Origin of the sequence: Eubacterium sp. An3, from assembly GCF_002159465.1 — a bacterium.
In the GTDB taxonomy this organism is placed as follows: Bacteria; Bacillota; Clostridia; order Lachnospirales; family Lachnospiraceae; genus Anaerobutyricum; species Anaerobutyricum stercoris.
The window spans coordinates 95,190-115,408 of record NZ_NFIR01000009.1 but is presented as its reverse complement, the minus strand read 5'-3'; the positions used below and the strand labels follow the sequence as shown (position 1 = coordinate 115,408).

The 20,219-nt window shown below is 44.9% G+C and carries 24 protein-coding genes and 1 tRNA gene; 22 read left to right on the top strand and 3 right to left on the bottom strand.

The features are described 5' to 3' along the window. The first annotated feature begins 248 nt into the window (after positions 1-248). From B5F87_RS09785 to B5F87_RS09730, 12 genes are all read left to right on the top strand, one after another. Positions 249-1,640 carry an AAA family ATPase gene (locus B5F87_RS09785; protein ID WP_087280467.1) on the top strand — a complete coding sequence of 464 codons (1,392 nt, stop codon included), beginning with the start codon at positions 249-251 and terminating at the stop codon, positions 1,638-1,640. Beyond that, entirely contained in the window at positions 1,633-2,310 is a 678-nt protein-coding gene (locus tag B5F87_RS09780) for a hypothetical protein (RefSeq protein WP_087280465.1), read from the top strand. The genes B5F87_RS09785 and B5F87_RS09780 overlap by 8 nt, the downstream gene beginning before the upstream one ends. 92 nt (positions 2,311-2,402) lie before the next feature. Then, positions 2,403-3,251, top strand: a complete 849-nt coding sequence (locus B5F87_RS09775) for a MerR family transcriptional regulator (RefSeq protein WP_087280462.1) — start codon at positions 2,403-2,405, stop codon at positions 3,249-3,251. A 44-nt stretch (positions 3,252-3,295) separates the two neighbouring features. Further along, positions 3,296-3,745: a GNAT family N-acetyltransferase gene (locus B5F87_RS09770; protein ID WP_242964376.1), complete on the top strand. Its 450-nt coding sequence runs from the start codon at positions 3,296-3,298 to the stop codon at positions 3,743-3,745. Next, complete coding sequence (locus B5F87_RS09765; RefSeq protein WP_087280459.1) at positions 3,742-4,551, top strand: methyltransferase domain-containing protein; 810 nt, start codon at positions 3,742-3,744, stop codon at positions 4,549-4,551. Before B5F87_RS09770 ends, B5F87_RS09765 begins: the two co-directional genes overlap by 4 nt. A 44-nt stretch (positions 4,552-4,595) precedes the next feature. Continuing rightward, positions 4,596-5,021 (top strand): GNAT family N-acetyltransferase, encoded by a 426-nt coding sequence (locus B5F87_RS09760; protein WP_087280456.1) that lies wholly within the window; start codon positions 4,596-4,598, stop codon positions 5,019-5,021. Positions 5,022-5,055: 34 nt separating this feature from the next. After that, positions 5,056-5,514: a DUF4869 domain-containing protein gene (locus B5F87_RS09755; RefSeq protein ID WP_087280454.1), complete on the top strand. Its 459-nt coding sequence runs from the start codon at positions 5,056-5,058 to the stop codon at positions 5,512-5,514. Then, the gene (locus tag B5F87_RS09750) at positions 5,498-6,058 is read left to right on the top strand and encodes a P-loop domain-containing protein (protein WP_087280452.1); all 561 of its coding nucleotides are present in this window, start codon (positions 5,498-5,500) and stop codon (positions 6,056-6,058) included. Before B5F87_RS09755 ends, B5F87_RS09750 begins: the two co-directional genes overlap by 17 nt. A gap of 59 nt (positions 6,059-6,117) precedes the next feature. Next, on the top strand, positions 6,118-6,477 hold the full coding sequence (locus B5F87_RS09745) for a hypothetical protein (protein WP_143405245.1): 360 nt from the start codon (positions 6,118-6,120) through the stop codon (positions 6,475-6,477). 157 nt (positions 6,478-6,634) lie between these two features. Further along, the gene (locus B5F87_RS09740; protein ID WP_087280444.1) at positions 6,635-7,588 is read left to right on the top strand and encodes a transporter substrate-binding domain-containing protein; all 954 of its coding nucleotides are present in this window, start codon (positions 6,635-6,637) and stop codon (positions 7,586-7,588) included. Between the two features lie 198 nt (positions 7,589-7,786). Beyond that, positions 7,787-8,431, top strand: a complete 645-nt coding sequence (locus tag B5F87_RS09735; RefSeq protein ID WP_087280441.1) for an amino acid ABC transporter permease — start codon at positions 7,787-7,789, stop codon at positions 8,429-8,431. 12 nt (positions 8,432-8,443) lie between these two features. Beyond that, positions 8,444-9,229, top strand: coding sequence for an amino acid ABC transporter ATP-binding protein (locus B5F87_RS09730; RefSeq protein ID WP_087280439.1), 786 nt, complete (start codon positions 8,444-8,446; stop codon positions 9,227-9,229). A gap of 166 nt (positions 9,230-9,395) precedes the next feature. Here B5F87_RS09730 and B5F87_RS09725 read toward each other — a convergent pair whose 3' ends face one another. Continuing rightward, positions 9,396-10,583 (bottom strand): pyridoxal phosphate-dependent aminotransferase, encoded by a 1,188-nt coding sequence (locus B5F87_RS09725; RefSeq protein WP_087280436.1) that lies wholly within the window; start codon positions 10,581-10,583, stop codon positions 9,396-9,398. 200 nt (positions 10,584-10,783) lie between these two features. Between B5F87_RS09725 and B5F87_RS09720 the strand changes: the two genes are divergently transcribed. The 3 genes from B5F87_RS09720 (at position 10,784) to rlmH (ending at position 13,165) form a co-directional block, all read left to right on the top strand. After that, positions 10,784-11,860 (top strand): iron-containing alcohol dehydrogenase family protein, encoded by a 1,077-nt coding sequence (locus B5F87_RS09720; protein WP_087280433.1) that lies wholly within the window; start codon positions 10,784-10,786, stop codon positions 11,858-11,860. A gap of 126 nt (positions 11,861-11,986) precedes the next feature. After that, entirely contained in the window at positions 11,987-12,697 is a 711-nt protein-coding gene (locus B5F87_RS09715; RefSeq protein ID WP_087280430.1) for a zinc metallopeptidase, read from the top strand. Positions 12,698-12,706: 9 nt separating this feature from the next. Then, positions 12,707-13,165: a 23S rRNA (pseudouridine(1915)-N(3))-methyltransferase RlmH gene (gene rlmH / locus B5F87_RS09710; RefSeq protein ID WP_087280428.1), complete on the top strand. Its 459-nt coding sequence runs from the start codon at positions 12,707-12,709 to the stop codon at positions 13,163-13,165. A gap of 51 nt (positions 13,166-13,216) precedes the next feature. Here rlmH and B5F87_RS09705 read toward each other — a convergent pair whose 3' ends face one another. Beyond that, the gene (locus B5F87_RS09705) at positions 13,217-14,767 is read right to left on the bottom strand and encodes a polysaccharide biosynthesis protein (protein ID WP_158097011.1); all 1,551 of its coding nucleotides are present in this window, start codon (positions 14,765-14,767) and stop codon (positions 13,217-13,219) included. Positions 14,768-14,843: 76 nt separating this feature from the next. Between B5F87_RS09705 and nifS the strand changes: the two genes are divergently transcribed. Then, positions 14,844-16,043 carry a cysteine desulfurase NifS gene (gene nifS, locus B5F87_RS09700; protein ID WP_343215753.1) on the top strand — a complete coding sequence of 400 codons (1,200 nt, stop codon included), beginning with the start codon at positions 14,844-14,846 and terminating at the stop codon, positions 16,041-16,043. Positions 16,044-16,114: 71 nt separating this feature from the next. Beyond that, entirely contained in the window at positions 16,115-16,570 is a 456-nt protein-coding gene (locus B5F87_RS09695) for a hypothetical protein (protein WP_087280419.1), read from the top strand. Positions 16,571-16,702: 132 nt separating this feature from the next. On the opposite strand, the gene B5F87_RS09690 is transcribed toward B5F87_RS09695, so the two are convergent. After that, the gene (locus tag B5F87_RS09690; protein ID WP_242964373.1) at positions 16,703-17,644 is read right to left on the bottom strand and encodes an L-lactate dehydrogenase; all 942 of its coding nucleotides are present in this window, start codon (positions 17,642-17,644) and stop codon (positions 16,703-16,705) included. 223 nt (positions 17,645-17,867) lie between these two features. On the opposite strand from B5F87_RS09690, the gene B5F87_RS09685 reads away from it, so the two are divergent. The 5 genes from B5F87_RS09685 to B5F87_RS09665 all read left to right on the top strand — a co-directional run bounded on the left by B5F87_RS09685 (position 17,868) and on the right by B5F87_RS09665 (position 20,199). Further along, positions 17,868-17,941, top strand: a tRNA-Arg gene (locus tag B5F87_RS09685). Between the two features lie 146 nt (positions 17,942-18,087). After that, a complete protein-coding gene (locus B5F87_RS09680; protein WP_087280414.1) occupies positions 18,088-19,218 on the top strand; it encodes a DUF362 domain-containing protein in 1,131 nt (376 codons plus the stop codon). Next, positions 19,218-19,661, top strand: coding sequence for a 23S rRNA (pseudouridine(1915)-N(3))-methyltransferase RlmH (locus B5F87_RS09675; RefSeq protein WP_087280411.1), 444 nt, complete (start codon positions 19,218-19,220; stop codon positions 19,659-19,661). The genes B5F87_RS09680 and B5F87_RS09675 overlap by 1 nt, the downstream gene beginning before the upstream one ends. Positions 19,662-19,682: 21 nt before the next feature. Continuing rightward, positions 19,683-19,853 (top strand): hypothetical protein, encoded by a 171-nt coding sequence (locus B5F87_RS20965; protein WP_158097010.1) that lies wholly within the window; start codon positions 19,683-19,685, stop codon positions 19,851-19,853. Continuing rightward, positions 19,846-20,199: a DUF2200 domain-containing protein gene (locus B5F87_RS09665; protein ID WP_087280405.1), complete on the top strand. Its 354-nt coding sequence runs from the start codon at positions 19,846-19,848 to the stop codon at positions 20,197-20,199. Before B5F87_RS20965 ends, B5F87_RS09665 begins: the two co-directional genes overlap by 8 nt. Positions 20,200-20,219 lie beyond the last annotated feature (20 nt).

Sequence of the window (20,219 nt, the reverse complement as noted above, 5' to 3'; positions counted from 1 at the left end):
GATTACCTTCTTTTCTAGGATAACTCTATTATACAGCAAGAGAAGCATTTCGGCTTGTATTTACTACAAAATATATGAACTTTTCAAGGTGCTATAGACAGGCTTTTGACCCCAATATCATAAGATGAAAAAATAAAAGATTTCACAAATATTATTTTTGAAATAGAATAAAAAATGCAGAATTTAAAATAATAATTTGAAAAGAGATATGTGTTTGTGTTACAATGAATTCCGTGGAGGTAAAACAAATGGAAAGTGTTGTGAGATTAGCTTCTTTAAAAATTTCAAATATAAAAAATGTTAGAAACGGACAGATTATTATGCCCAATACCTTTCGGAAGCAGTTGGACTATAAACATGCAGAGGTGTTGGGCTTATATGGTCAAAATGGTTCTGGCAAAACGGCGGTGATTGATGCCTTGTATTATTTACAAAAGATTATGATTGGCAGTGCGTTGGAGGATGAAATCGCAGATTATATCGAGGTAAATGAGAAGGAAGCAGAGATTACTGCCGATTTTAATATTTTTGCAGACTCAGTTATTTATGAAGCGGGCTATAAAATTACTTTGCAAAGAAATGGAAAACATGCAGAGATTGTTCGGGAAACTTTGAGTTGTGCCGTAAATGAAAGAGATTCCAGAAGTAATAAGACTGTTTTTATGGATTATCAGCGTATGGATAAAGATATAGTGTTTTCTCCGAGAAAGAGATTTAATGAAGTGATTGAAGCGAATGCGGAAAATAAAACGGATTTGATTGTGGCGAGAAAAATGGCAGAAAAGGAGAACTGTTCTTATATTTTTGGAGAGAGCAGCAGAGAAATTTTCTGTCGTTGTTATGAAAATGATTTCAGACACTATTCAGAGACAATCAAGGCGTTATTTAAGTTTGCATTGAAAGATTTATTTGTAATTCGTAACGCTCATTCAGGAGTGATTTCTGCTAATTTTCTGCTGCCTATGGCATTCAGGATTGAACAAGACGAAATCGGGATGAAGGGAGATTTTGCTGTCCCTTTAACAGAACCGATTATCTTAAATGAAGAAAGAAAAAATGTTTTGGATGTTATTGTAGAACAGGTGAACATGGTTTTATTTACAATTATTCCAGGAATGAAAATAGCGGTTCATAATCATGGAATGCAGCTAACGGATTCAGGAGAAAATGGTTACAGAGTGGAGATTGTTTCTATCCGGGACGGTATGGCTCCGATTCAAATTAGAATGGAATCGGAAGGAATCATTAAGATTATTTCTATTTTAAATGCGCTGATTCAGGCGTTTGGAAATTTTTCTATCTGTCTGGTCATTGATGAATTGGATGCAGGTATTTTTGAGTATATGCTGGGAGAGCTGCTGGATATTTTCAGCAAAAGCGCAAAAGGGCAGTTGATTTTTACGTCACATAATCTTCGTGCCCTCGAAATGCTGGATAAAGATAGTATTATGCTTTCCACGGCTAATCCGGACAGAAGATATATTCGAATGAAAAATGTAAAAGCAACAAACAATCAAAGGGATATGTATTTGAGGGGAATTACCCTTGGTGGACAGGATGAAGTAATTTATGAAGAAACAGACAGCCTAAAAATCGCACGCGCATTTAGAAAGGCGGGTAGAATGATACAGCATGAGTGAAAAAAAGGTCGTTATGTTTATAGTGGAAGGACCAAGTGACGAAGCTGCACTTGGGTCGATTATGAAAGAATATTTTTCAAATAATGAAGTGCAATTTGTTGTGGTATATGGGGATATCACTCTGAAAGATTATGTTTCTGAAGACAATATTCTAAAAAAAATCAATGAACAGATAGAAAGTGTAAAAAAGAAATATCGTTACTTTCACGATGATTTTATCATGATTATCCATATCGTTGATACGGATGGTGTATATATTCCGGAAATTGATATCAAAGAAGCAGATGTGGAGAAGGCGCAATATTACGAGGATCATATAGATGTTAAAAATGCAAAAGCAATTGTAAATCGCAACAGACGCAAAGGAGCCATTTTATATAAACTTAGGAAAACAGGAAAGATAAATGGAATACCTTATCGAATTTATTTTAATTCTTGCAATTTAGAACATGTGTTATATGATGAGTTAAAAGACTTTACCGATGAGGAAAAACAAATCTTATCGGACGACTTTGCAGATAAATATGACGGGAAAGTAAATGAATTTATAGAATTTATATCAGATAACCAAATTGCAGTTTCGGGAACATTTCAGAAAACATGGGATTACATAGAAAAGGACAGAAATTCTTTAAACAGACATTCTAATATGCATTTAATTTTTGAATAGATTTTATAATTCAAAGGATGGATTTCCCTTGACTGTAAACCTCATTTATACTGTATATTTAAGCCTCAGAAGAGATAAAAGGAGGCGAAAGTATGACCATAAAAGAAGTGGAAGAGCGGACGGGCCTGGCCCGCTCCAATGTTCGGTTTTACGAAAAAGAAAAATTGATCCGGCCCTCAAGAAATGAGCGAAACGGCTACAGAGATTATTCGCAGAGCGATGTGGAGAATCTGAAGAAGATCGCATATCTGCGCACCCTGGGGATATCTATTGAAGACATACGAAATGTAATCCAGGGGAAGGAGTCCCTCCCTGAGATTCTGGAACGGCAGAGCGAACGGCTGGATGAGCAGATGGCGGATCTGGACAGGGCAAAGGTGCTCTGCGATAAAATGCTTCACGACCGGGAACTCAGCTACGAAACGTTGCAGGTGGAGCGATATGTGAATGAACTGGGGGATTATTGGGAGCAGAATCAGCCGGTATTCCGTCTGGATACCGTCAGTTTTGTCTGGCTTTGGTGCAGCTTCCAGACATGGATGGTGTTGACCGTTTTGTGCTTGCTTGTGGGCATCTTGTTTTACAGCAAACTGCCCCCGCAGATTCCGGTACAATGGAAGCTGGGCATCGCAAGTACGTTGGTACGAAAAGAGTTTATCTTTGCTTACCCGCTTATCTGTATTGCAATCCGTTATTTTCTCAGACCGTACATTTATCTAAAAGTGCAGATGAACACGATTTATGGAAAGATTATATCAGAGTATCTGAGTAATTCTCTGTGTTTCGTTGCCCTTTCGGCGGAAGTTTTCGGCGTGTTGTTCGTGTTTGGGCTGGCAGAAAATATCGTGATAGTTTTTCTGGCAGATGCAGTAGTGCTCCTTGGTCTGCTGGCGACAGGGCTTGTGAAAATGAATCTGAGGGGATTTGGGAGAAAGGAGTAATACTTTTCAAAACAGAAATCTTTAAAGAAAAAATGGAGATATAGATGATGAAGATACATGTGGTAAGAGCAGAAGAACTCTGGCAGCAGGCCGGCGCCTACTATGTGCGCATCCAGGCCATGGCCAGGCAGTACCATATCACGCTCCGGGAAGAGTTCGATGAACACGACACTCCGAAAGCCAAATACATTGTGCTGTTGGACGATGAATTTCCGGTGGCTACCTGCCGTCTGTATGAACTTTCCGGGGAGACGTTTCCTTCCGTGATGCTTGGCCGGGTTGTGGTCCTGCCAGAATACAGAAAGAAGGGGCTGGGCGGGATGGCGGTAACCGAGGCGGAAAATTGGGCGCGCGAACTGGGATATCAAAAGTCAGTTCTCGAGAGCCGGGATGTGGCCGTGGGCTTTTATGAAAAGCTTGGTTATGAAATCTGCGACGGACAGATTATCCACGGCGACACCTTTGACTGTGTCCGGATGGAGAAAATGTTGTGATTATTGTAGATGGAGAATCTGGAAAAAGAAAGAAGGAATCATTCATGTGGAATGCGGATATTTATGATAGTTTTGGAAAAGAGCGGATGCAGCCGTCTATCGATCTGGCAGCCCGCTTAAAAGATAAAAAGTTCAAAAGAATATTGGACGTGGGCTGTGGGAGCGGCATGAGCACGGCGGCGATTCTCTCCACATGGAAAGACGCCGAAGTCATCGGCGTGAATTTATCGGAAGAAATGCTTCAAAATGCCAGGGAAACCATGCCGCAGGTGCAGTTTATAAGAAGAGACTGCAGCAAGCCGTTGCTGGACATGGGTACATTTGACCTGATTTTTTCCAACGCATTTCTGCAATGGATACCCAATCAGGAGGAATTTATCAATCAGGCATTTTCCATGTTAAAGGAAGGCGGAGTGCTTGCTGTGCAGATTCCGCTCTTTGACGAGATGCCGGCCAGCAGATGTATCACCGACGCAGAGAAAAACTGGACACAACAGCTGGCGGGAATTGAAGAAGAGCAGTTCGTGGTGCACCCGCCTCTGCAATATTACGAGATGTTCGCAGAACATTTCCCAGAAATCAACATGTGGACCACCGATTACTGCTACATCATGGACAGCCATGAGGAGGTTCTTAACTTTTTAAAAGGCGTCGCCCTGCGCCCGCACATAGGAAGACTCAGCGAGACCGAGCTGCAGATGTTCATGAACGAAGTCCTTACGAACCTGAAAAATGCATATCCGGCCCGGAAAAATGGAACGGTGCTGTTTCCGTTCCGGAGACTGTTTTTAACGGGAGAGAAGTAAGCGGGGCGTAAAATGCAAAGAAAACGTTATGACGGAGGTGCGACATGCGGCTGATTCCTGTTGATAAAGAAAACAGAAGCGCTTACAAAGTATTTGAGCAAGCCAAAGATTTACCGACCTATTTATCCAGAATATATCCGAATTTAGAAGCTTCCTATCTGAAGTGGATGTATATTGAAGAAGATGGAAATTATATTGGGAGCGTCTGGCTGGAAGGGCAGGATACCCGTAGGGCAAAGCTTGGAATTTTCATTGCGGACCCCGCATATCGGGATAAAGGCATTGGAAAATATGCAATACAAAAAATGATTTCTTTGGCAAAAAGCGACGGCATAGATATAATCACCCTGAATGTCAGGGTGGGGAATCTGCGTGCCAGAAAAGTATATGATTCCTGTGGCTTTAAGGAGAGGAAAAGATTTAAAAAAGAAAATGGCATAGACGTGTTCTACATGGAGTTGGAATTATAATATATATCAGTGAAAAATTTTGGGAGGGAAGAAGATGTTAAAAATATGGTACTATGGCGGAGTGGAATATATGAAAGATGCGCCGGCATATTTTAATAATGTATATGAAGACGAATGGCTGGAAGACAATTTTGTCAAAGAAATGATTTTAGATGTTGACAATTCTAAAGTGATCAGTCCGCATATTATTGAAAGTCCGGTTCTCGGAGCGATTACGCCAAGAGAACTGTCCGGCGGCGTCAAAGTCTTGATTCTTATGCTGAAAGATGACTCTTTTGTCTATAATATGTCAAATTGCGGCAACAATTGTGCAAAATGGATTGTGAAAATTGCCGAAAAAAAAGATTTGATCGTGTATCTCCAGCATATGCTCAGATTTACCGGAGAGTTTGAAATTATGATTATGAATACGGGAAAAATTGTTCATAATGGAAAAGAGTATGTAAACGAGCTGCTTAAGGCGGAGGAAATGGTCAATGAAGGGAAAATATGAATTTGAGGTGCGGAGTAAAAAAGTAGTATTCCGATTTGAAATAAAAAGAAATATTACCGTTATTAAAGGGGATAGTGCATCAGGAAAAACCACTTTATTGAATATGATGTATGAATATTTGTTAAATGGCAGAGAATCCGGATTTACAGTTTCCACAAATGCAAAATATTATGTATATCTCCGTGATATGCCGGGCAGAAGCTGGCAGGAAACGTTTGAACCTTTAAAAAATACGGTAATTTTCATTGAAGAAAATAATAATTTTATCTTTTCACGGGAATTTGCCGAATATGTATTATCTTCCGGAAATTATTTCGTGTTTATAAGCAAATCGCCGCTGAAAATGCTTCCTTACAGTATTCACGAAATATATGAGATTAAAACAAGAAAAAAACAGGCGGATGTACGGCAGGTATTCTGTGATTTTCAAGAGTTGTACAGCAATTTCCCGGACGTGAAAAATAACAGAATGTCTGTGGTTGTGACAGAAGACAGTAATTCAGGATATGAGTTTTATTCTGCTTTGTTTGAAAAAATGAGGTAATCAGCGCAGAGGGGAATTCCAATATTGTAAATGTGTTGAAAGAGCAAACAGCAAAAAATATGTTTGTGATAGCAGATGGTGCGGCATTTGGTTCGATGGTTGAAGATTGCTTTGAATTTGTCGTACATAATCTGGATAAAAGAATCTCCATGTGGATGCCGGAGTCGTTTGAATACATTTTACTCAAAGCCGGGATTATACAAAATAATAAAATAGATGCGATTCTGGATAACCCAAGTGAGTACATTGAATGTAAGAGATACCCAAGCTGGGAACGTTTTTTTACGGAGATATTGATTTGTTTTTCGGATGAGAAATATAAATATTCTAAAAAACATTTGAATCCTTATTATGTGCTTCCGTATAATCTGGAAAAGGTAAAAAAATATTTATGGGAGGGGTTACAGATTATTTTATAATCAGAGAAATGAGAGAAGCAATTCTTTTATGATGTGAGAATCAGAAAATAGCATTTACCTCTTGCTTTTTCCTGCTCCTTCGACTATAATACTTTACTAGAGTAGATTGATAAATCTTTACATCAAGAAAGAAATAAGAGTAAAAGGAGAAAACGTTATGAAGAAATTTATTGCCATGGCTTTATTTTCCGCCATGTGTGTAACTTCCCTGGCAGGATGTGGTAGTTCCAATGGAAGCGGCGGCAGTTCCGCAGAGGGCGGTACACAGGCTGCAGCAGAGTCTGACTGGGAAGATGTCAGCGCAAAGGGTGAGATGACCATTGGTATGACATTATTTGCGCCGATGAACTATTACGATGAGAATAATAATTTTGTTGGTTTTGATACTGAGCTGGCGCAGGCAGTGGGCGAGAAGCTGGGTATCGATATCAACTTTGTGGAGATTAACTGGGATTCCAAGGAGATCGAGTTGAATTCCAAGAATATCGACTGTATCTGGAACGGTATGTGCAGCACAGCAGAGAGACAGGAAACCATGACGCTTTCTGCGCCATATCTGTACAATACACAGGCTATGGTTATGAAGGCGGACCGTGAAGATGAGATTATGAGCAGTGTGGACGGACTCACCGTTACGGCTGAGAAAGGTTCCACCGGCGAAGGCAAGCTGCAGGGAACTATCGCAGATGATGACACGGTAGAAGTTTCCGCGATGGAATACTTTGCGAATTCCAACTACGTGGCTTCAGACTCCATGGCGAAGGCTTTGATGGAAGTTAAGGCCGGAACCGCTGATGTGGCGCTGGTTGACAGCGTGGCTGCATACGGCATGGTTGGCCCTGACACCGATTATTCCGATATGGTCATCAACGTGGATAATAACTTTGGTCTGCAGGAATATGTTATCGGTTTCCGTAAAGGAAGCGATCTGGAGCAGCATGTCAGCGATGCCATTGACGAACTGTATGCAGATGGCACTGTAGCTCAGCTGGCTGAGAAATATAACCTTTCTGATCTTTTGATTGAGAATGATGCGCAGGCAGCAACGGAAGCGCCGGAAGCAGCGACAGGTGATACAGCAGCAGAAGCTGCAACCGCAGCTGCAGAATAAGATGAATCAATCACTATAAATAATCGAACAGTAAACGTATGAATCCGGATTTCCGGCATTCCGCATGGCGGCGGAAGAGAGGAAAGCCGGATTCTTATTGTGAAAACACTGGAATCGCGCCGCCTTTGATGAAGGCAGATTCCGCCTGACGGGCAGGAAACCCGAAGTATATCATACATAAAAAAGGAGAGATACGCTATGTTGGGAGCTAATCCGATCGAGTCGCTGACCAGCGGATTTTTGTTAAACCTGGAACTGTTTGCGGTGACGCTGCTTCTGGCGCTTCCGCTGGGTTTGATCATTACATTTTGTTCCATGTCCAGATTTAAACCGCTGAAATGGATCACAAAAGTATTTATTTGGGTAATAAGGGGAACACCGCTGATGCTGCAGCTTTTTGTGGTGCTGTATGCGCCGGGACTTTTGTTCGGGATTCCGATGTCTTCCCGGTTCACGGCGGCGGTCATTGCCTTTGTGATCAATTATGCCGCTTATTTTTCAGAGATTTACCGCGGTGGAATTGAGAGTATTTCCGTGGGACAGTACGAGGCCGGCAAGGTGCTCGGCATGACCCGGTCGCAGATTTTCTTCAAGGTCGTTCTGCTTCAGGTGGTAAAACGGATCGTGCCGCCGATGAGCAATGAAATTATTACTCTTACTAAAGATACGGCGCTGGCTCGTGTCATTGGAATCGGTGAGATTATCATGAGCGCGGAACGTTTTACAAAGATGGGACTTATTTGGCCATTATTCTCGACAGCTCTGTATTTCCTTGTATTTGTCGGCGTTCTCTCTCTGCTGTTTGGCTGGGTTGAGAAAAAGATGGATTATTTCAGAGTGTAAGGAGGTACGGACATGGCGATTTTGGAAGTAAATAATCTGAAAAAGAATTTTGGTAATCTGGAAGTGCTGAAGGGAATTGATTTCTCTTTGGAAAAGGGGGAGTCTCTCGCCATGATTGGCGCGTCGGGAAGCGGTAAGACTACGCTGCTGCGCTGTCTGAACTTTCTGGAGAGACCGACCAGTGGACAGATTCGTGTTAACGAAAAAGTGGTATTTGACGGGGCGGACGCCAGAACTTTGAGCGAGGCGGAGATTCGGAAGAACCGTCTGCATTTCGGCCTGGTGTTCCAGTCCTTTAATCTGTTCCCGCAGTATACAGTATTGAAGAACTGTACGCTGGCCAAGGAACTGATGGCCAAAGAGCGACCGGATTTTAAAACCAATAAAAAGCAGATTCTTGATGAGATTAAGACAGAAGGGGAGGCAGTGCTTGCCAGTGTCGGATTGCAGGAGAAAATGGATTATTATCCACATCAGCTCTCCGGCGGACAGCAGCAGCGTGTAGCCATCGCCAGAGCCCTGATGTTACAGCCGGACATCCTCTGCTTTGACGAGCCGACTTCCGCTCTGGACCCGGAGCTTACCGGAGAGGTATTAAAAGTAATCCGCGGACTGGCGGACAAAAAGACAACTATGGTCATTGTCACCCACGAAATGCAGTTTGCCCGTGATGTCTCCGACAAGGTGCTGTTCCTTGATAAAGGAATGGTGGCTGAGTACGGAAGTCCGGAACAGGTATTTGAACATCCGAAGGAAGAACGGACCAGGCAGTTCCTGGAGAGATATTTTGAGCAGTAACATATAATTTCAATAAAAGCTTCATTAAAAAAGAGCAGCCGGTTATTTTCCGATGATACCTCCTGTCAGGCAGACAAGTGACAAAACTTATGTCTGTCAGAAAGGAGTATAGCGAAAAAACGGCTGCTCTTTTGGTTTGTCATAGCATCAGCTCAGGGAGCAATTTCTATTTCAGATACTCCGCTGCCAGTTCTTTAAAGACCGGCAGCGCTTTTTTTATGCGCTCCGTCGGTACACAGTAGGCGATCCGGAAATGTCCGGGACAGCCGAAAATGTCGCCCGGTACCAGCATCAGATTTTTCTCCTTTGCTTTTTCGCAGAAGGCGTAGGAATCCGGTTCCAGGGAACGAGGGAACATATAGAATGTGCCGCCCGGTTCCACGCAGGAGTAGCCGTAGGAGAGAAGAGCGTCGTAAAGAATCTTTTTGTTCTCCTCGTAGACGGACAGGTCGGAAGTGTCCCCGCACACTTCGGTGACAGTTCTCTGCATGAGAGAGGCGGGGCCGTTCTGGCCGATGGTCCTTGAAATCTGAGGACAGATAGCTATGATATTTTCCGCTCCTTCACATTCAGGATTCACTGCCAGATAGCCGATTCGCTCGCCCGGCAGGGAGAGAGACTTGCTGAATGAATAACAGGTCAGCGTATTCTTGTAAAAATTAGCGATGTATGGGCTGTCTGTTCCCGTGAAGACAATGTCCCTGTATGGCTCGTCGGAAATCAGGTAAATCGGGCGGCCGAATTCTGCGGATTTGGCAGTGAGGATATCGGCCAGCCGCCGGATGGTTCCGGTAGAGTACACAATGCCGGAAGGGTTGTTCGGGGAATTGATCAGCACGGAGGTCACGGCCGGGGTGAGCATTTGCTCGAAAGCATCAAAGTTGATCTGGAAGCTGTCGGTGTCGGCAGGAACGATGGACAATTTCAGGGAAGCTCCGGCAGTGTACGGTTTATATTCAGAAAAACACGGGGCAAAGGTCAGCACCTCATCGCCTGGATTGTTGACGGCTCGGAAGGCGTGGGCCAGAGCGCCGGCGGCGCCGATGGCCATGAATATGTTTTCTGGTTGATAATGACACCCGTATTTCTGATTTAAGCTCTTTGCGATGGCGGCTCTTGCCTCCGGAATACCCATGCCCGGGCTGTAGCCGTGAAGTGACAGTGCGTCAAGCTCCCGGATGTTTTTGATGATGGTATCATTGACGCTTTGCGGCGCCGGAACGGACGGGTTGCCCAGACTGAAATCATAAATGTTTTCGGCACCGACGATTTTAGCCTTCTCTTGTGAATACTGGAATATTTCAAAAATGATATCTTTCTCAGACAGCATTGATGTGTAATATTTGTTGATCATTATTTTGTCTCCTTTGCTATGCAGAATCGTCTGCGGATCAAACCGCAGATAATAATTATTTTATCATGGAATATTTATGGTGAAAAGGCGGCGGCTCTAAATTTTCTCCGCTGCATTGACGAATAAAAAGACTTTGTTTATAATACGAAGAGGAATCTCAGAGTAAAAACAATACGAAGAATAGATAGAGGGAGAATATTATGGATAATTATACAATTTTGCCGGTTCCTTATACGGTAGGACCCGAGGCATATAACAGCGTCGCAGAATACACCCGTCTCTATGGAACAAAGGCGGTGGTCATCGGTGGAGAGAAGGCCATGAACGCATCCAGAGAGAAGCTGCTGAACGCTGTGGAGGATACAGAGATCACAATCCTCGATTTTGTACATTTTGGAAAAGAATGCACCTTTGAGGCGGCAGGACGGCTGGAGGCCGTGGAAGCGGTGAAGGAAGCGGATATGATCTTTGCCGTGGGCGGCGGCAAGGCCATCGATACGGCAAAGCTGGTGAGCATTGATTTAAAGAAGCCGTACTTTGCCTTTCCGACCATCGCCTCCAATTGTGCGGCAGCTTCCGCGGTGTCTATTGTTTATAAAGAGGATGGTTCCTTTGCGGATTTCGTACATTTTCTTGAGGCAGCGAAACATGTGTTCATTGACACGGATATTATTGCCCGCGCGCCGAGAGAATATCTCTGGGCTGGTATCGGAGATACCTATGCCAAATATTATGAGGTGAGCATTTCCGCCCGGGGCGAGAGCCTGCCGCATTATATGGCTATGGGCGTGAATATGAGCCGCATGTGTATGGAGACTCTGGTGGAGCACGGAGCACAGGCGCTTTGCGATAACGAGGCTGGAATCGCTTCTTATGATCTGGAGCAGGCGGCGCTGGCTATCATCATTACCACAGGATGGGTATCCATGCTGGTGGCGAGAGATCATACTATGGATTATAACGGCGGCGTGGCCCACGCCTTCTTCTATGGTCTGTGCAATCTGCCGGGATTTGACGAGAACCATCTCCATGGAGTTGTGGTGGGCTTTGGCGTTCTGCTGCTTCTTGTTATGGATGGAAGAGAAGACGAGTGCAGAAAGCTCATAGAGTTTAATAAGACCGTTGGTCTGCCGACATGTTTGTCCGATATTGATGTTACTGTGGAGCAGGTGGCTGCCTGTGCGCATACTATGACAGAGGATGAGGACGTGCGGCATTATCCGTACAAGGTAACGGAAGAAATGATTCTTCGTGCGGTGAGAAAACTGGATGTGTAAAGAACGCGGCGGTGCAGGACACAATCTGAACATAATTTGACAGTATAATGTTTCAACCAAGTGAAGTGACTTTATAGATTTTGCCCGGAAAATGATTCCGGCAAATATTAGAAAGGTGGTATCACTATGTATTATGGATATGGTATGGGTGGATTTTTCTGGGATCCGACCTATTTTCTTGTTATTATCGGCGTGGTGATTTGTCTCATCGCTTCCGCAAGGGTACAAAGCACCTATGCGAAGTTTGAGAAAGTGAGAAGTCACTCCGGCGTCACAGCGGCAGAGGCCGCACAGCAGATTCTTCATGGCGCAGGGCTTTATAATGTGCGGATTGAGCGCATTTCCGGGCATCTGACGGATAATTATGATCCCCGAAGCAAGGTGCTGCATTTATCTGACGCGACCTGGCGTTCCACATCGGTGGCAGCCATCGGCGTGGCGGCTCATGAGTGCGGACATGCCATTCAGGACGCAAGAGACTATGCGCCTCTTAGAATCCGGGGTGCAATCGTTCCGGTAGTGAATTTTGGTTCTATGCTGTCATGGCCGATTATCATTATCGGTATCTTGCTGAGCTTTAATCATTTTTTGATTACTTTTGGAATTATCCTGTTTTCCCTTACGGTGCTTTTCCAGCTGGTGACTCTTCCTGTAGAGTTTGACGCTTCTTCCAGGGCTCTCCGGATTCTTGGAGACACGCACATGCTCTATGAGGATGAGCTTCGCGGCGCAAGAAAGGTATTAAGCGCGGCGGCTCTTACCTATGTGGCAGCAGCAGCGTCCTCAATCCTGCAGCTCCTTCGTCTTGTTCTGCTGTTTGGAAGAAGAGACGATTAGTGTGCGGCTATGAAAGATATTAAGATTCTTTGTGTGGGAAAGATTAAAGAAAAATATTTCCGTGAAGGCATTGAATACTATGTTCGACAGATAAAAAAGAAGTATCCGGTGGAAGTGGTGGAATGTGCCGATGAAGCCACGCCGGATAAGGCGTCCGAAACGGAAGAACTTCAGATTAAAGATAAAGAAGGCAGAAAACTTCTTCAAAAGATAAAGGAAGAAGATTATGTCATTGCTTTGTGTATCGATGGCGTGCATAATTCTTCCTTGCGATGGCGGGAGCGGATGCAAAAACGCGCCCGCCTTGTGTCTGGTTCTATGGTTTTTGTCATCGGCGGTTCTTTGGGACTTTCTGACGCCGTGGTGCGGCGGGCCAATGAGAAACTTAGTTTTTCTGCCATGACATTTCCGCACCAGATGATGCGGATGATATTATGTGAGCAGATCGCCGGTGTATTCGCGGAATGAGAAGCTGCCGATGAAGGTGGAATCGGCAGAGGACCGGGAGATTCTGTACATTTAACAGGAACAGCGTTCTACTCCCAGTTGAAGGGAGAGAAAGAATACAAAATAAAAGAGACCACTGGCCGCCAGGGTCAAAAATGGATGGAGACCGCTGGGAAGCAAAACCTGCTGGTAAAGGAGCTGGGACAGCCAGCCGCCCGCCAGGGCGAGAGCTGCGGGCAGCAGCAGTGTTTTTTCCACTGAAAAAGAGAATGAGGTCACTTTAAGTATACAGAACAGATCTGTCAGAATCTGTATGGCGTACCCGGCCAGAAGTCCATATAAATAACCGCGGATACCAAAGGAAGGAATCATGGTCAGGATGAAGAGAATCCTCATACCCATGCCCAGCAGATTGTGATACAGAGTCTGTTTTGTGCTGCCGAAACCATTTAAGATGCTCGACAGAGTCTGTGACACGTACATGAACGGACATAAAATGGCGAACATATATACATAATGGCCGGCTTCCTGGCTTCCAAATACAATATTGCCCAGGGTATTTCCGTACAGGAGAAAACCGAAAGTGCTGAATATACCGATGATGATGCAGTAATGAAGACTTTTTGAAATGGTGCTTCGTATCTGCATCATTTTTTTCTGTTTATAGGAAAAAGAAATGGCAGGAAGCAGCATAACGGACAGAGAATTTACGATAGTTGCCGGAAAAAACAAAAAAGGGAGAGCCATGCCGGTGAGCGTTCCATAGCATTCCAGTGCCAGGGTCTGGCTGCCAAGATACGGAATCAGCATAAAAGGAATGAGCATATTTTCCAGACTGCTGATTATGGTCAGAGAAAAATGGTTGATGGTCAGAGGAATACTGAAAGAGAAAAATTCCCGGACCATAACGGAAAAAGGCATAGTATGGACTGATTGAAAATGAGGATGGGAACGGCGCAAGGAAAAACGATTGCGTCCCATCCGCTCTCCGAAAAGATTGGTGTAAATATAGGCAAAAACAGTGTATACAGTGGAAGCAATCTCGCCGATGACCATGCCCCAGGCGGCGATTCTTGCATCAGCCGTAAACAGATAGATGGAAATAGAGAGTAGGTAGATACTCCCTACCCGCGCACACTGTTCCACCAGCTGACTGGCAGCGGGAACACTGGAGCGATTTAAGCCGATATAATACCCGTGAAGGCAGGATTTGACTGCCACAAAAGGCAGAGAGAGGGCTGCGATACGCAGGGCGGGAGCAGCCGATGCCTCATGAAGCAGATGTGTGCTCAGATACCCGGCGCTTTCATACAGGATGGACAGGAGGATCAGGGATAACAGAAAAGAGAGCGTGCAGGTAAGATGGATCAGACGGCGTATATTTTTCTGTTCTCCCATGGCGTAAAAGCGGGAGGTCAGATTGGATATGCCCGTCTCGAAACCATGGCAGACCAGTGTAAAGCAGAGCATGTATATGGGAAAAATGAGCTGGTAAATTCCCAGTTCCTTTGCACCAATCAGGTTGGAGAGGAATATTCTGTTATAGAAACCCAGAATTCTGGAAAGAAATCCGGATAAAGTGAGAATAAGAGTTCCGGTAAATATTGTTTTCTTATAGGACATAGAAACACCTGCGAGTAGTTTCTTTTTAATATATGAGCGGAACTGACGACTTAGAATAAAAACAGACGGCTTAAAAATGAGTAGAAAGGTCGGTGCGATCATGTCGATGATTTATCTGGATAATGCTGCCACAACTCCGCTGCTGCCGGAAGTGTTAAAAGAAATGCTGCCCTATCTTGAGGGGCAGTACGGAAATCCTTCTGGCCTCTATCAGATTTCTGCAGAAGCAAAAAACGCAGTGGAGAATGCCAGAAAAACCATAGCGGATACTCTTGGCTGTGAGCCGGAGGAAATATATTTTACTTCCGGAGGAACAGAGGCGGATAACTGGGCCATAAAATCTGTATACAGAGCAGGGAAAAAGAAATGTCATATCATCACATCTCAAATCGAGCATCATGCAGTGCTGCACACCTGTCAGGCGCTGGAAAGGGAGGGCTGCGCGGTCACTTACCTGAAGGTGGATGAAATGGGACGGATATCGCCGGAAGAACTGGAAAAGGCCATTTGCCCGGATACCGCGCTGATTACAATTATGACTGCCAACAATGAGGTGGGAACCATTCAGCCTGTCAGAAAAATCGGTGAGATTGCCCGGCGGCATAACATTTTCTTCCATACAGATGCCGTGCAGGCGTACGGACATTTTCCAATTTCGGTAAACAAACTCGGCATTGATATGCTCAGTGCCAGCGCTCACAAATTCCGGGGGCCAAAAGGAGCTGGATTTCTCTATATAAAAAAAGACCTGGATCTTCCGCCTTTTATGCACGGAGGAGCGCAGGAAAGAGGAAGAAGAGCCGGAACGGAAAATGTACCGGGCATCGTTGGCATGGGCCGGGCTGCCAGCCTGACTCACCGGGGAATGGAAGAGAGGGAACGGAAAACCTCCGCTATGCGGGATTATATGATTCGGAGAATTCTGGGCGAGATTCCTTTTGCCAGGCTGAACGGAAGCTGGAAAAATCGTCTGTCTGGAAATTGCAATATCAGTTTTCAATTTGTAGAAGGAGCGGCGCTTCTGGTGCTTCTGGATGAAGAGGGAATTTGTGCCGCTGCCGGTTCCGCGTGCAGCACCGGATCAAGGGAACCGTCCCATGTATTAAAAGCTATGGGGCTGCCGGACAGCATTGCGCACGGAACCATACGTCTGACCATTGGCAGCCAGAATACCATGGAGGAAATAGATCGTGCGGTGGAAAGTATAAGAAAATGTGTGGCGAGACTTCGGAGTAATTCACCGGAATTTGAAGACTTGATGGACGGCAGAAAATAAAGGAAACACTTCTTTCTTTCTATTTTCTTCTATAGTATAATAATATTATCAAAATGCAAGGGAGGAATTTTATGAAGAAAAAACTGTGGACGCTGGCTGTTGTTCTCTCTGCGGTATTTCTGTTCCCGGGGGCTGCTCCGGCGGTTAAGGCCCGGAGCGTGAATCCGGAGACCGAGCAGGCTGAAACCATGGCAAATAAGAAATCAGCGAAGCTCAGCAAAAAAGTATACCGGCAGATTAAAGGCTGGTGGACCAATGTTTCCTCCGGCGGAACTGACCGTAAGTTTACCCGGACGAAGATGAAGGTGTACGACCGCAATACCGGAGAATGTATCGGAAAAATGAAAATCTACGGCTGCAAAAAGGTCAAAGGCGGTTACCTGATCAAACTGAAGAACAGCCGCGGCGAAAAGCTTAGCTATAAGTTCAACAAAAAAGCAGATATGATGGAGAACTATATGGGATGGAAAGCCGACGGCGATTATTATTCCGGTTCCAGCAGCCTTTTCCGTGGAAAATGGGGATGAAAAAACTTTGTTGTAAATGCAGGAAGAGCGCGCTGTGCGAAAAGGGGCAGGAACGTTTTGTTCCTGCCTCTTTAAGGTGCAAAATGTTTTCAGTGTGAATATCAGAAAACTTATGGCGCCGTATTATTCTGTCTACAGATCCAGTTCTGCCGCTACTTTTTTCAGGGTTTCAGCAGATTCCAGCAGACGTTTCTGCTCATCTTCGTTAAGAGAAATCGGCACATGTGTCTCGATACCGTCAAAGCCTACGATGGCAGGCATACTGAGAGCGATGCCGTCAATGCCGTATTCACCGTCCATCATGGCGGAAATCGGCAGGATAGACTTTTCATTTCTCACGATACATTCGCAGATTCGTTTCACTGACATAGCAATACCGTAATAGGTGGCGCGTTTTTTAGCAATGATCTCATATGCGCTGTTCTTCACGGAATCAGCGATTCTCTTCATGGAAGCTTCGTGGTTAAAATGACCACGCATCTCGCAGAATGTATCCAGCGGAATACCGGAAACATTGGTGCTGCTCCATGCTGCGATCTCACTGTCGCCGTGTTCTCCGATGATGAAAGAATGGACACTGCGGCTGTCTACGCTCAGATGTTCGCCAAGAGCGTATTTCAGACGGGCAGTGTCAAGCACTGTGCCGGAGCCGATGACTCTGTGTGCCGGGAGCCCGCTGAGCTTTAATGCCACATAAGTAAGGATATCCACCGGATTGGAGACGATCAACAGGATACCCTGAAAATCCTGCTCCGTAATCTGTGGAATAATGCTTTTGTAAATAGCCACGTTTTTATGTACCAGATCAAGCCGTGTTTCATCCGGCTGCTGGTTTGCTCCTGCAGTCACGATAACGATACCGGCGTCAGCAATATCTTTATAGTCGCCGGCATATATTTTCATCTGTCCGGCGAAAGGAATTCCGTGGGCAATATCCTTTGCCTCGCCGTCAGCTTTGTCATAATTGGCATCAATGAGAACAATTTCAGAAAATAAACGGCTCTGCATCAAAGTAAATGCTGTTGCAGAACCAACGAAACCACAACCGATAATGGCAGCTTTTCTTGGATTCATTATCAACACCTCTTTCATTTTTATTTTGTTCCGTAGGAACCTGTGTATTATAACATAAAATGGAACAAAAGCGGTGGTTATAACAACAAAATCCTAAAAAAATTTAAAAATACGAGGAGAATTTTTTTCAATAAGAGGAATATTCTGTTTTTTCTAATTTTTTGAAAAAATTCCTTGCAAAACATACGGAAATATAGTATTATAAATGCCGGAAGTTTTCCAAGGACCAGTAGCTCAGTTGGATAGAGCAACGGTTTCCGGAACCGTGTGTCGGGGGTTCGAGTCCCTCCTGGTTCGTTTTTTTATGTCCGGATACAGAATAACAGAGAAGAAGTTTCCTGTTGGGAACCTCTTCTCTGTTATTTTTTTGGTTGTGCTTTTTCCTAAAAAGATAGTATAATAGGAATGCAAAAAAAGGATAAAATGAATCAAAGGAGTATCACATGGAAAAATCAAAAGTATATTACACTGATTTTAGAACAAAACTTGGAGAAGGTCTGCCGACCAAATTAAAAAGACTGATCAGGAAAGCAGGTATCGAAGATATCGACATGGATCAGAAGTTTGTCGCTATCAAGATGCATTTCGGCGAGCTGGGTAATCTGGGCTTTCTTCGTCCGAACTATGCAAAAGCTGTTGCCGACGTGGTAAAAGAAATGGGCGGTCTGCCGTTCCTCACCGACTGCAACACCCTGTACCCGGGCAGCCGGAAAAATGCTCTGGAGCATCTTCAGTGTGCATGGGAGAATGGATTTACCCCGCTGACCGTCGGCTGTCCGGTGCTGATCGGAGACGGTCTTAAAGGAACTGATGATATTGACGTGCCGGTGGAGGGCGGCGAGTACATTACAAGCGCCAAAATAGGACGTGCCGTCATGGACGCCGATATTTTTATCAGCCTGACACATTTTAAGGGGCATGAGATGACCGGTTTTGGCGGAGCCATTAAAAATATCGGTATGGGCTGCGGTTCACGTGCCGGAAAGAAAGAGCAGCACTCCAACGGAAAGCCGAGCATTGATCCGGAAGCATGCCGTGGCTGCCGCCTCTGCCAGCACGAATGTGCCAATAACGGACTGGAATTCAACGAGGAGACGAAGAAGATGACCGTCAACACAGACAACTGTGTGGGCTGCGGACGATGCCTCGGCGCCTGCAACTTTGACGCCATCGCGTTTGTCAATGACGCGGCGACAAAAGAACTGAACTGCCGGATGGCGGAATATACCAAAGCAGTCATCGACGGACGCCCGAACTTCCATATTTCCCTCATCGTGGACGTATCTCCAAACTGTGACTGCCATGCGGAAAATGACGCGCCGATTCTTCCAAACATCGGAATGTTCGCATCCTTTGATCCGCTGGCTCTCGACCAGGCATGTGTGGACGCCTGCCTCAAATGTGATCCGCTGCCAAACAGCCAGCTGTCCGACCGGATGCACAGCGAAGGCTTCTGCGACCACCACGACCACTTCGAAAACACCACGCCGGATTCCGAGTACAAGACCTGCCTCGATCATGCCGCAAAGATTGGCCTTGGAAACCGCGATTACGAGTTGATTTTTGTAAAATAATGAAATACGAGATTTACATTTATGAGGAGGCCAAAACGGCCTCCTTTTATAAAAAAGCCATCGCAGAATACGAAAAGCGCCTGAGCCGCTACTGCAAAATATCCTGCCGCTTCATAAAAAAAGAAAAAGAATGGGAGAAGCTCCTCACCGAAGCCGAAACCGCCGGGGACGCCTGCCTGGTTCTGCCGGGGCCGGACTCCGTATCATCGGAAGACTTCAGCGCGGCAATCGGCCGGATGGAGCTGTCAGGACAGGGGAAAAAACGCTTTTTTATACCGGGAACTCGCTTCACTGCCCCGGAAAAGGGCGACGCAGAAAAAAGAAAAGCGGCGATCATAAACCTCTCGGACTTCACCATGAACACAGCCATGACCGCTATGATTCTCTATGAGCAGATTTACCGGGGGTACCGGATATTGAACAACCATCCGTATCATAAATAAGTGTGGTTTTCTGTGGTGTATATGGATAAAGGAAAAGAAGAAAATCTGAAGAAGTTCGCTATAGCATATTTACAGCAGAGTTTCAATATTAAAAAAATAGAAAGAATTAAAAAAATAAAAAAATATTCAGGTTTACAGAATGAAATCCGTCTGTACGCCTCAGCCAGAGAAGTCAGGAGGAAAAATGGATAATCAAAAAGTATTTGCAATGAGTTTCAGTAAGATATATCCGCTCTACGTTCAAAAAGCAGAGCGGAAAAGCCGAACAAAGAAAGAAGTGGACGAGATTATATGCTGGCTTACCGGCTATGACCCGGAGACCCTGCAGGCGCAGATTGACAGGAATGTCAGCCTGCAGACATTTTTTGAAGAGGCGCCGCAGATGAATCCCAAGGCAGCGTTAATCAAAGGCGTTGTCTGCGGCGTCCGTGTGGAGGAGATAGATGATCCTCTCATGCAGAAGATCCGCTGGCTGGATAAGCTCGTTGATGAGCTGGCAAAGGGAAAGAAGATGGAGAAGATATTACGGGTATTTTAACTGGCAGTTAATTTTCCTTC

Excerpts from the sequence above, each read along its gene's own strand:
- B5F87_RS09775 (WP_087280462.1), top strand. The coding sequence starts at position 2,403 with ATGACCATAAAAGAAGTGGAAGAGCGGACGGGCCTGGCCCGCTCCAAT.
- B5F87_RS09720 (WP_087280433.1), top strand. The coding sequence starts at position 10,784 with ATGGATAATTATACAATTTTGCCGGTTCCTTATACGGTAGGACCCGAG.
- B5F87_RS09735 (WP_087280441.1), top strand. The coding sequence starts at position 7,787 with ATGTTGGGAGCTAATCCGATCGAGTCGCTGACCAGCGGATTTTTGTTA.
- B5F87_RS09690 (WP_242964373.1), bottom strand. The coding sequence starts at position 17,644 with ATGAATCCAAGAAAAGCTGCCATTATCGGTTGTGGTTTCGTTGGTTCT.
- rlmH (WP_087280428.1), top strand. The coding sequence starts at position 12,707 with ATGAAAGATATTAAGATTCTTTGTGTGGGAAAGATTAAAGAAAAATAT.
- B5F87_RS09665 (WP_087280405.1), top strand. The coding sequence starts at position 19,846 with ATGGATAATCAAAAAGTATTTGCAATGAGTTTCAGTAAGATATATCCG.
- B5F87_RS09745 (WP_143405245.1), top strand. The coding sequence starts at position 6,118 with ATGTTTGTGATAGCAGATGGTGCGGCATTTGGTTCGATGGTTGAAGAT.
- B5F87_RS09780 (WP_087280465.1), top strand. The coding sequence starts at position 1,633 with ATGAGTGAAAAAAAGGTCGTTATGTTTATAGTGGAAGGACCAAGTGAC.
- B5F87_RS09675 (WP_087280411.1), top strand. The coding sequence starts at position 19,218 with ATGAAATACGAGATTTACATTTATGAGGAGGCCAAAACGGCCTCCTTT.
- B5F87_RS20965 (WP_158097010.1), top strand. The coding sequence starts at position 19,683 with ATGGATAAAGGAAAAGAAGAAAATCTGAAGAAGTTCGCTATAGCATAT.
- B5F87_RS09680 (WP_087280414.1), top strand. The coding sequence starts at position 18,088 with ATGGAAAAATCAAAAGTATATTACACTGATTTTAGAACAAAACTTGGA.
- B5F87_RS09705 (WP_158097011.1), bottom strand. The coding sequence starts at position 14,767 with ATGTCCTATAAGAAAACAATATTTACCGGAACTCTTATTCTCACTTTA.
- B5F87_RS09715 (WP_087280430.1), top strand. The coding sequence starts at position 11,987 with ATGTATTATGGATATGGTATGGGTGGATTTTTCTGGGATCCGACCTAT.
- B5F87_RS09760 (WP_087280456.1), top strand. The coding sequence starts at position 4,596 with ATGCGGCTGATTCCTGTTGATAAAGAAAACAGAAGCGCTTACAAAGTA.
- B5F87_RS09695 (WP_087280419.1), top strand. The coding sequence starts at position 16,115 with ATGAAGAAAAAACTGTGGACGCTGGCTGTTGTTCTCTCTGCGGTATTT.
- nifS (WP_343215753.1), top strand. The coding sequence starts at position 14,844 with ATGAGTAGAAAGGTCGGTGCGATCATGTCGATGATTTATCTGGATAAT.
- B5F87_RS09730 (WP_087280439.1), top strand. The coding sequence starts at position 8,444 with ATGGCGATTTTGGAAGTAAATAATCTGAAAAAGAATTTTGGTAATCTG.
- B5F87_RS09785 (WP_087280467.1), top strand. The coding sequence starts at position 249 with ATGGAAAGTGTTGTGAGATTAGCTTCTTTAAAAATTTCAAATATAAAA.
- B5F87_RS09750 (WP_087280452.1), top strand. The coding sequence starts at position 5,498 with ATGAAGGGAAAATATGAATTTGAGGTGCGGAGTAAAAAAGTAGTATTC.
- B5F87_RS09725 (WP_087280436.1), bottom strand. The coding sequence starts at position 10,583 with ATGATCAACAAATATTACACATCAATGCTGTCTGAGAAAGATATCATT.
- B5F87_RS09740 (WP_087280444.1), top strand. The coding sequence starts at position 6,635 with ATGAAGAAATTTATTGCCATGGCTTTATTTTCCGCCATGTGTGTAACT.
- B5F87_RS09770 (WP_242964376.1), top strand. The coding sequence starts at position 3,296 with ATGATGAAGATACATGTGGTAAGAGCAGAAGAACTCTGGCAGCAGGCC.
- B5F87_RS09755 (WP_087280454.1), top strand. The coding sequence starts at position 5,056 with ATGTTAAAAATATGGTACTATGGCGGAGTGGAATATATGAAAGATGCG.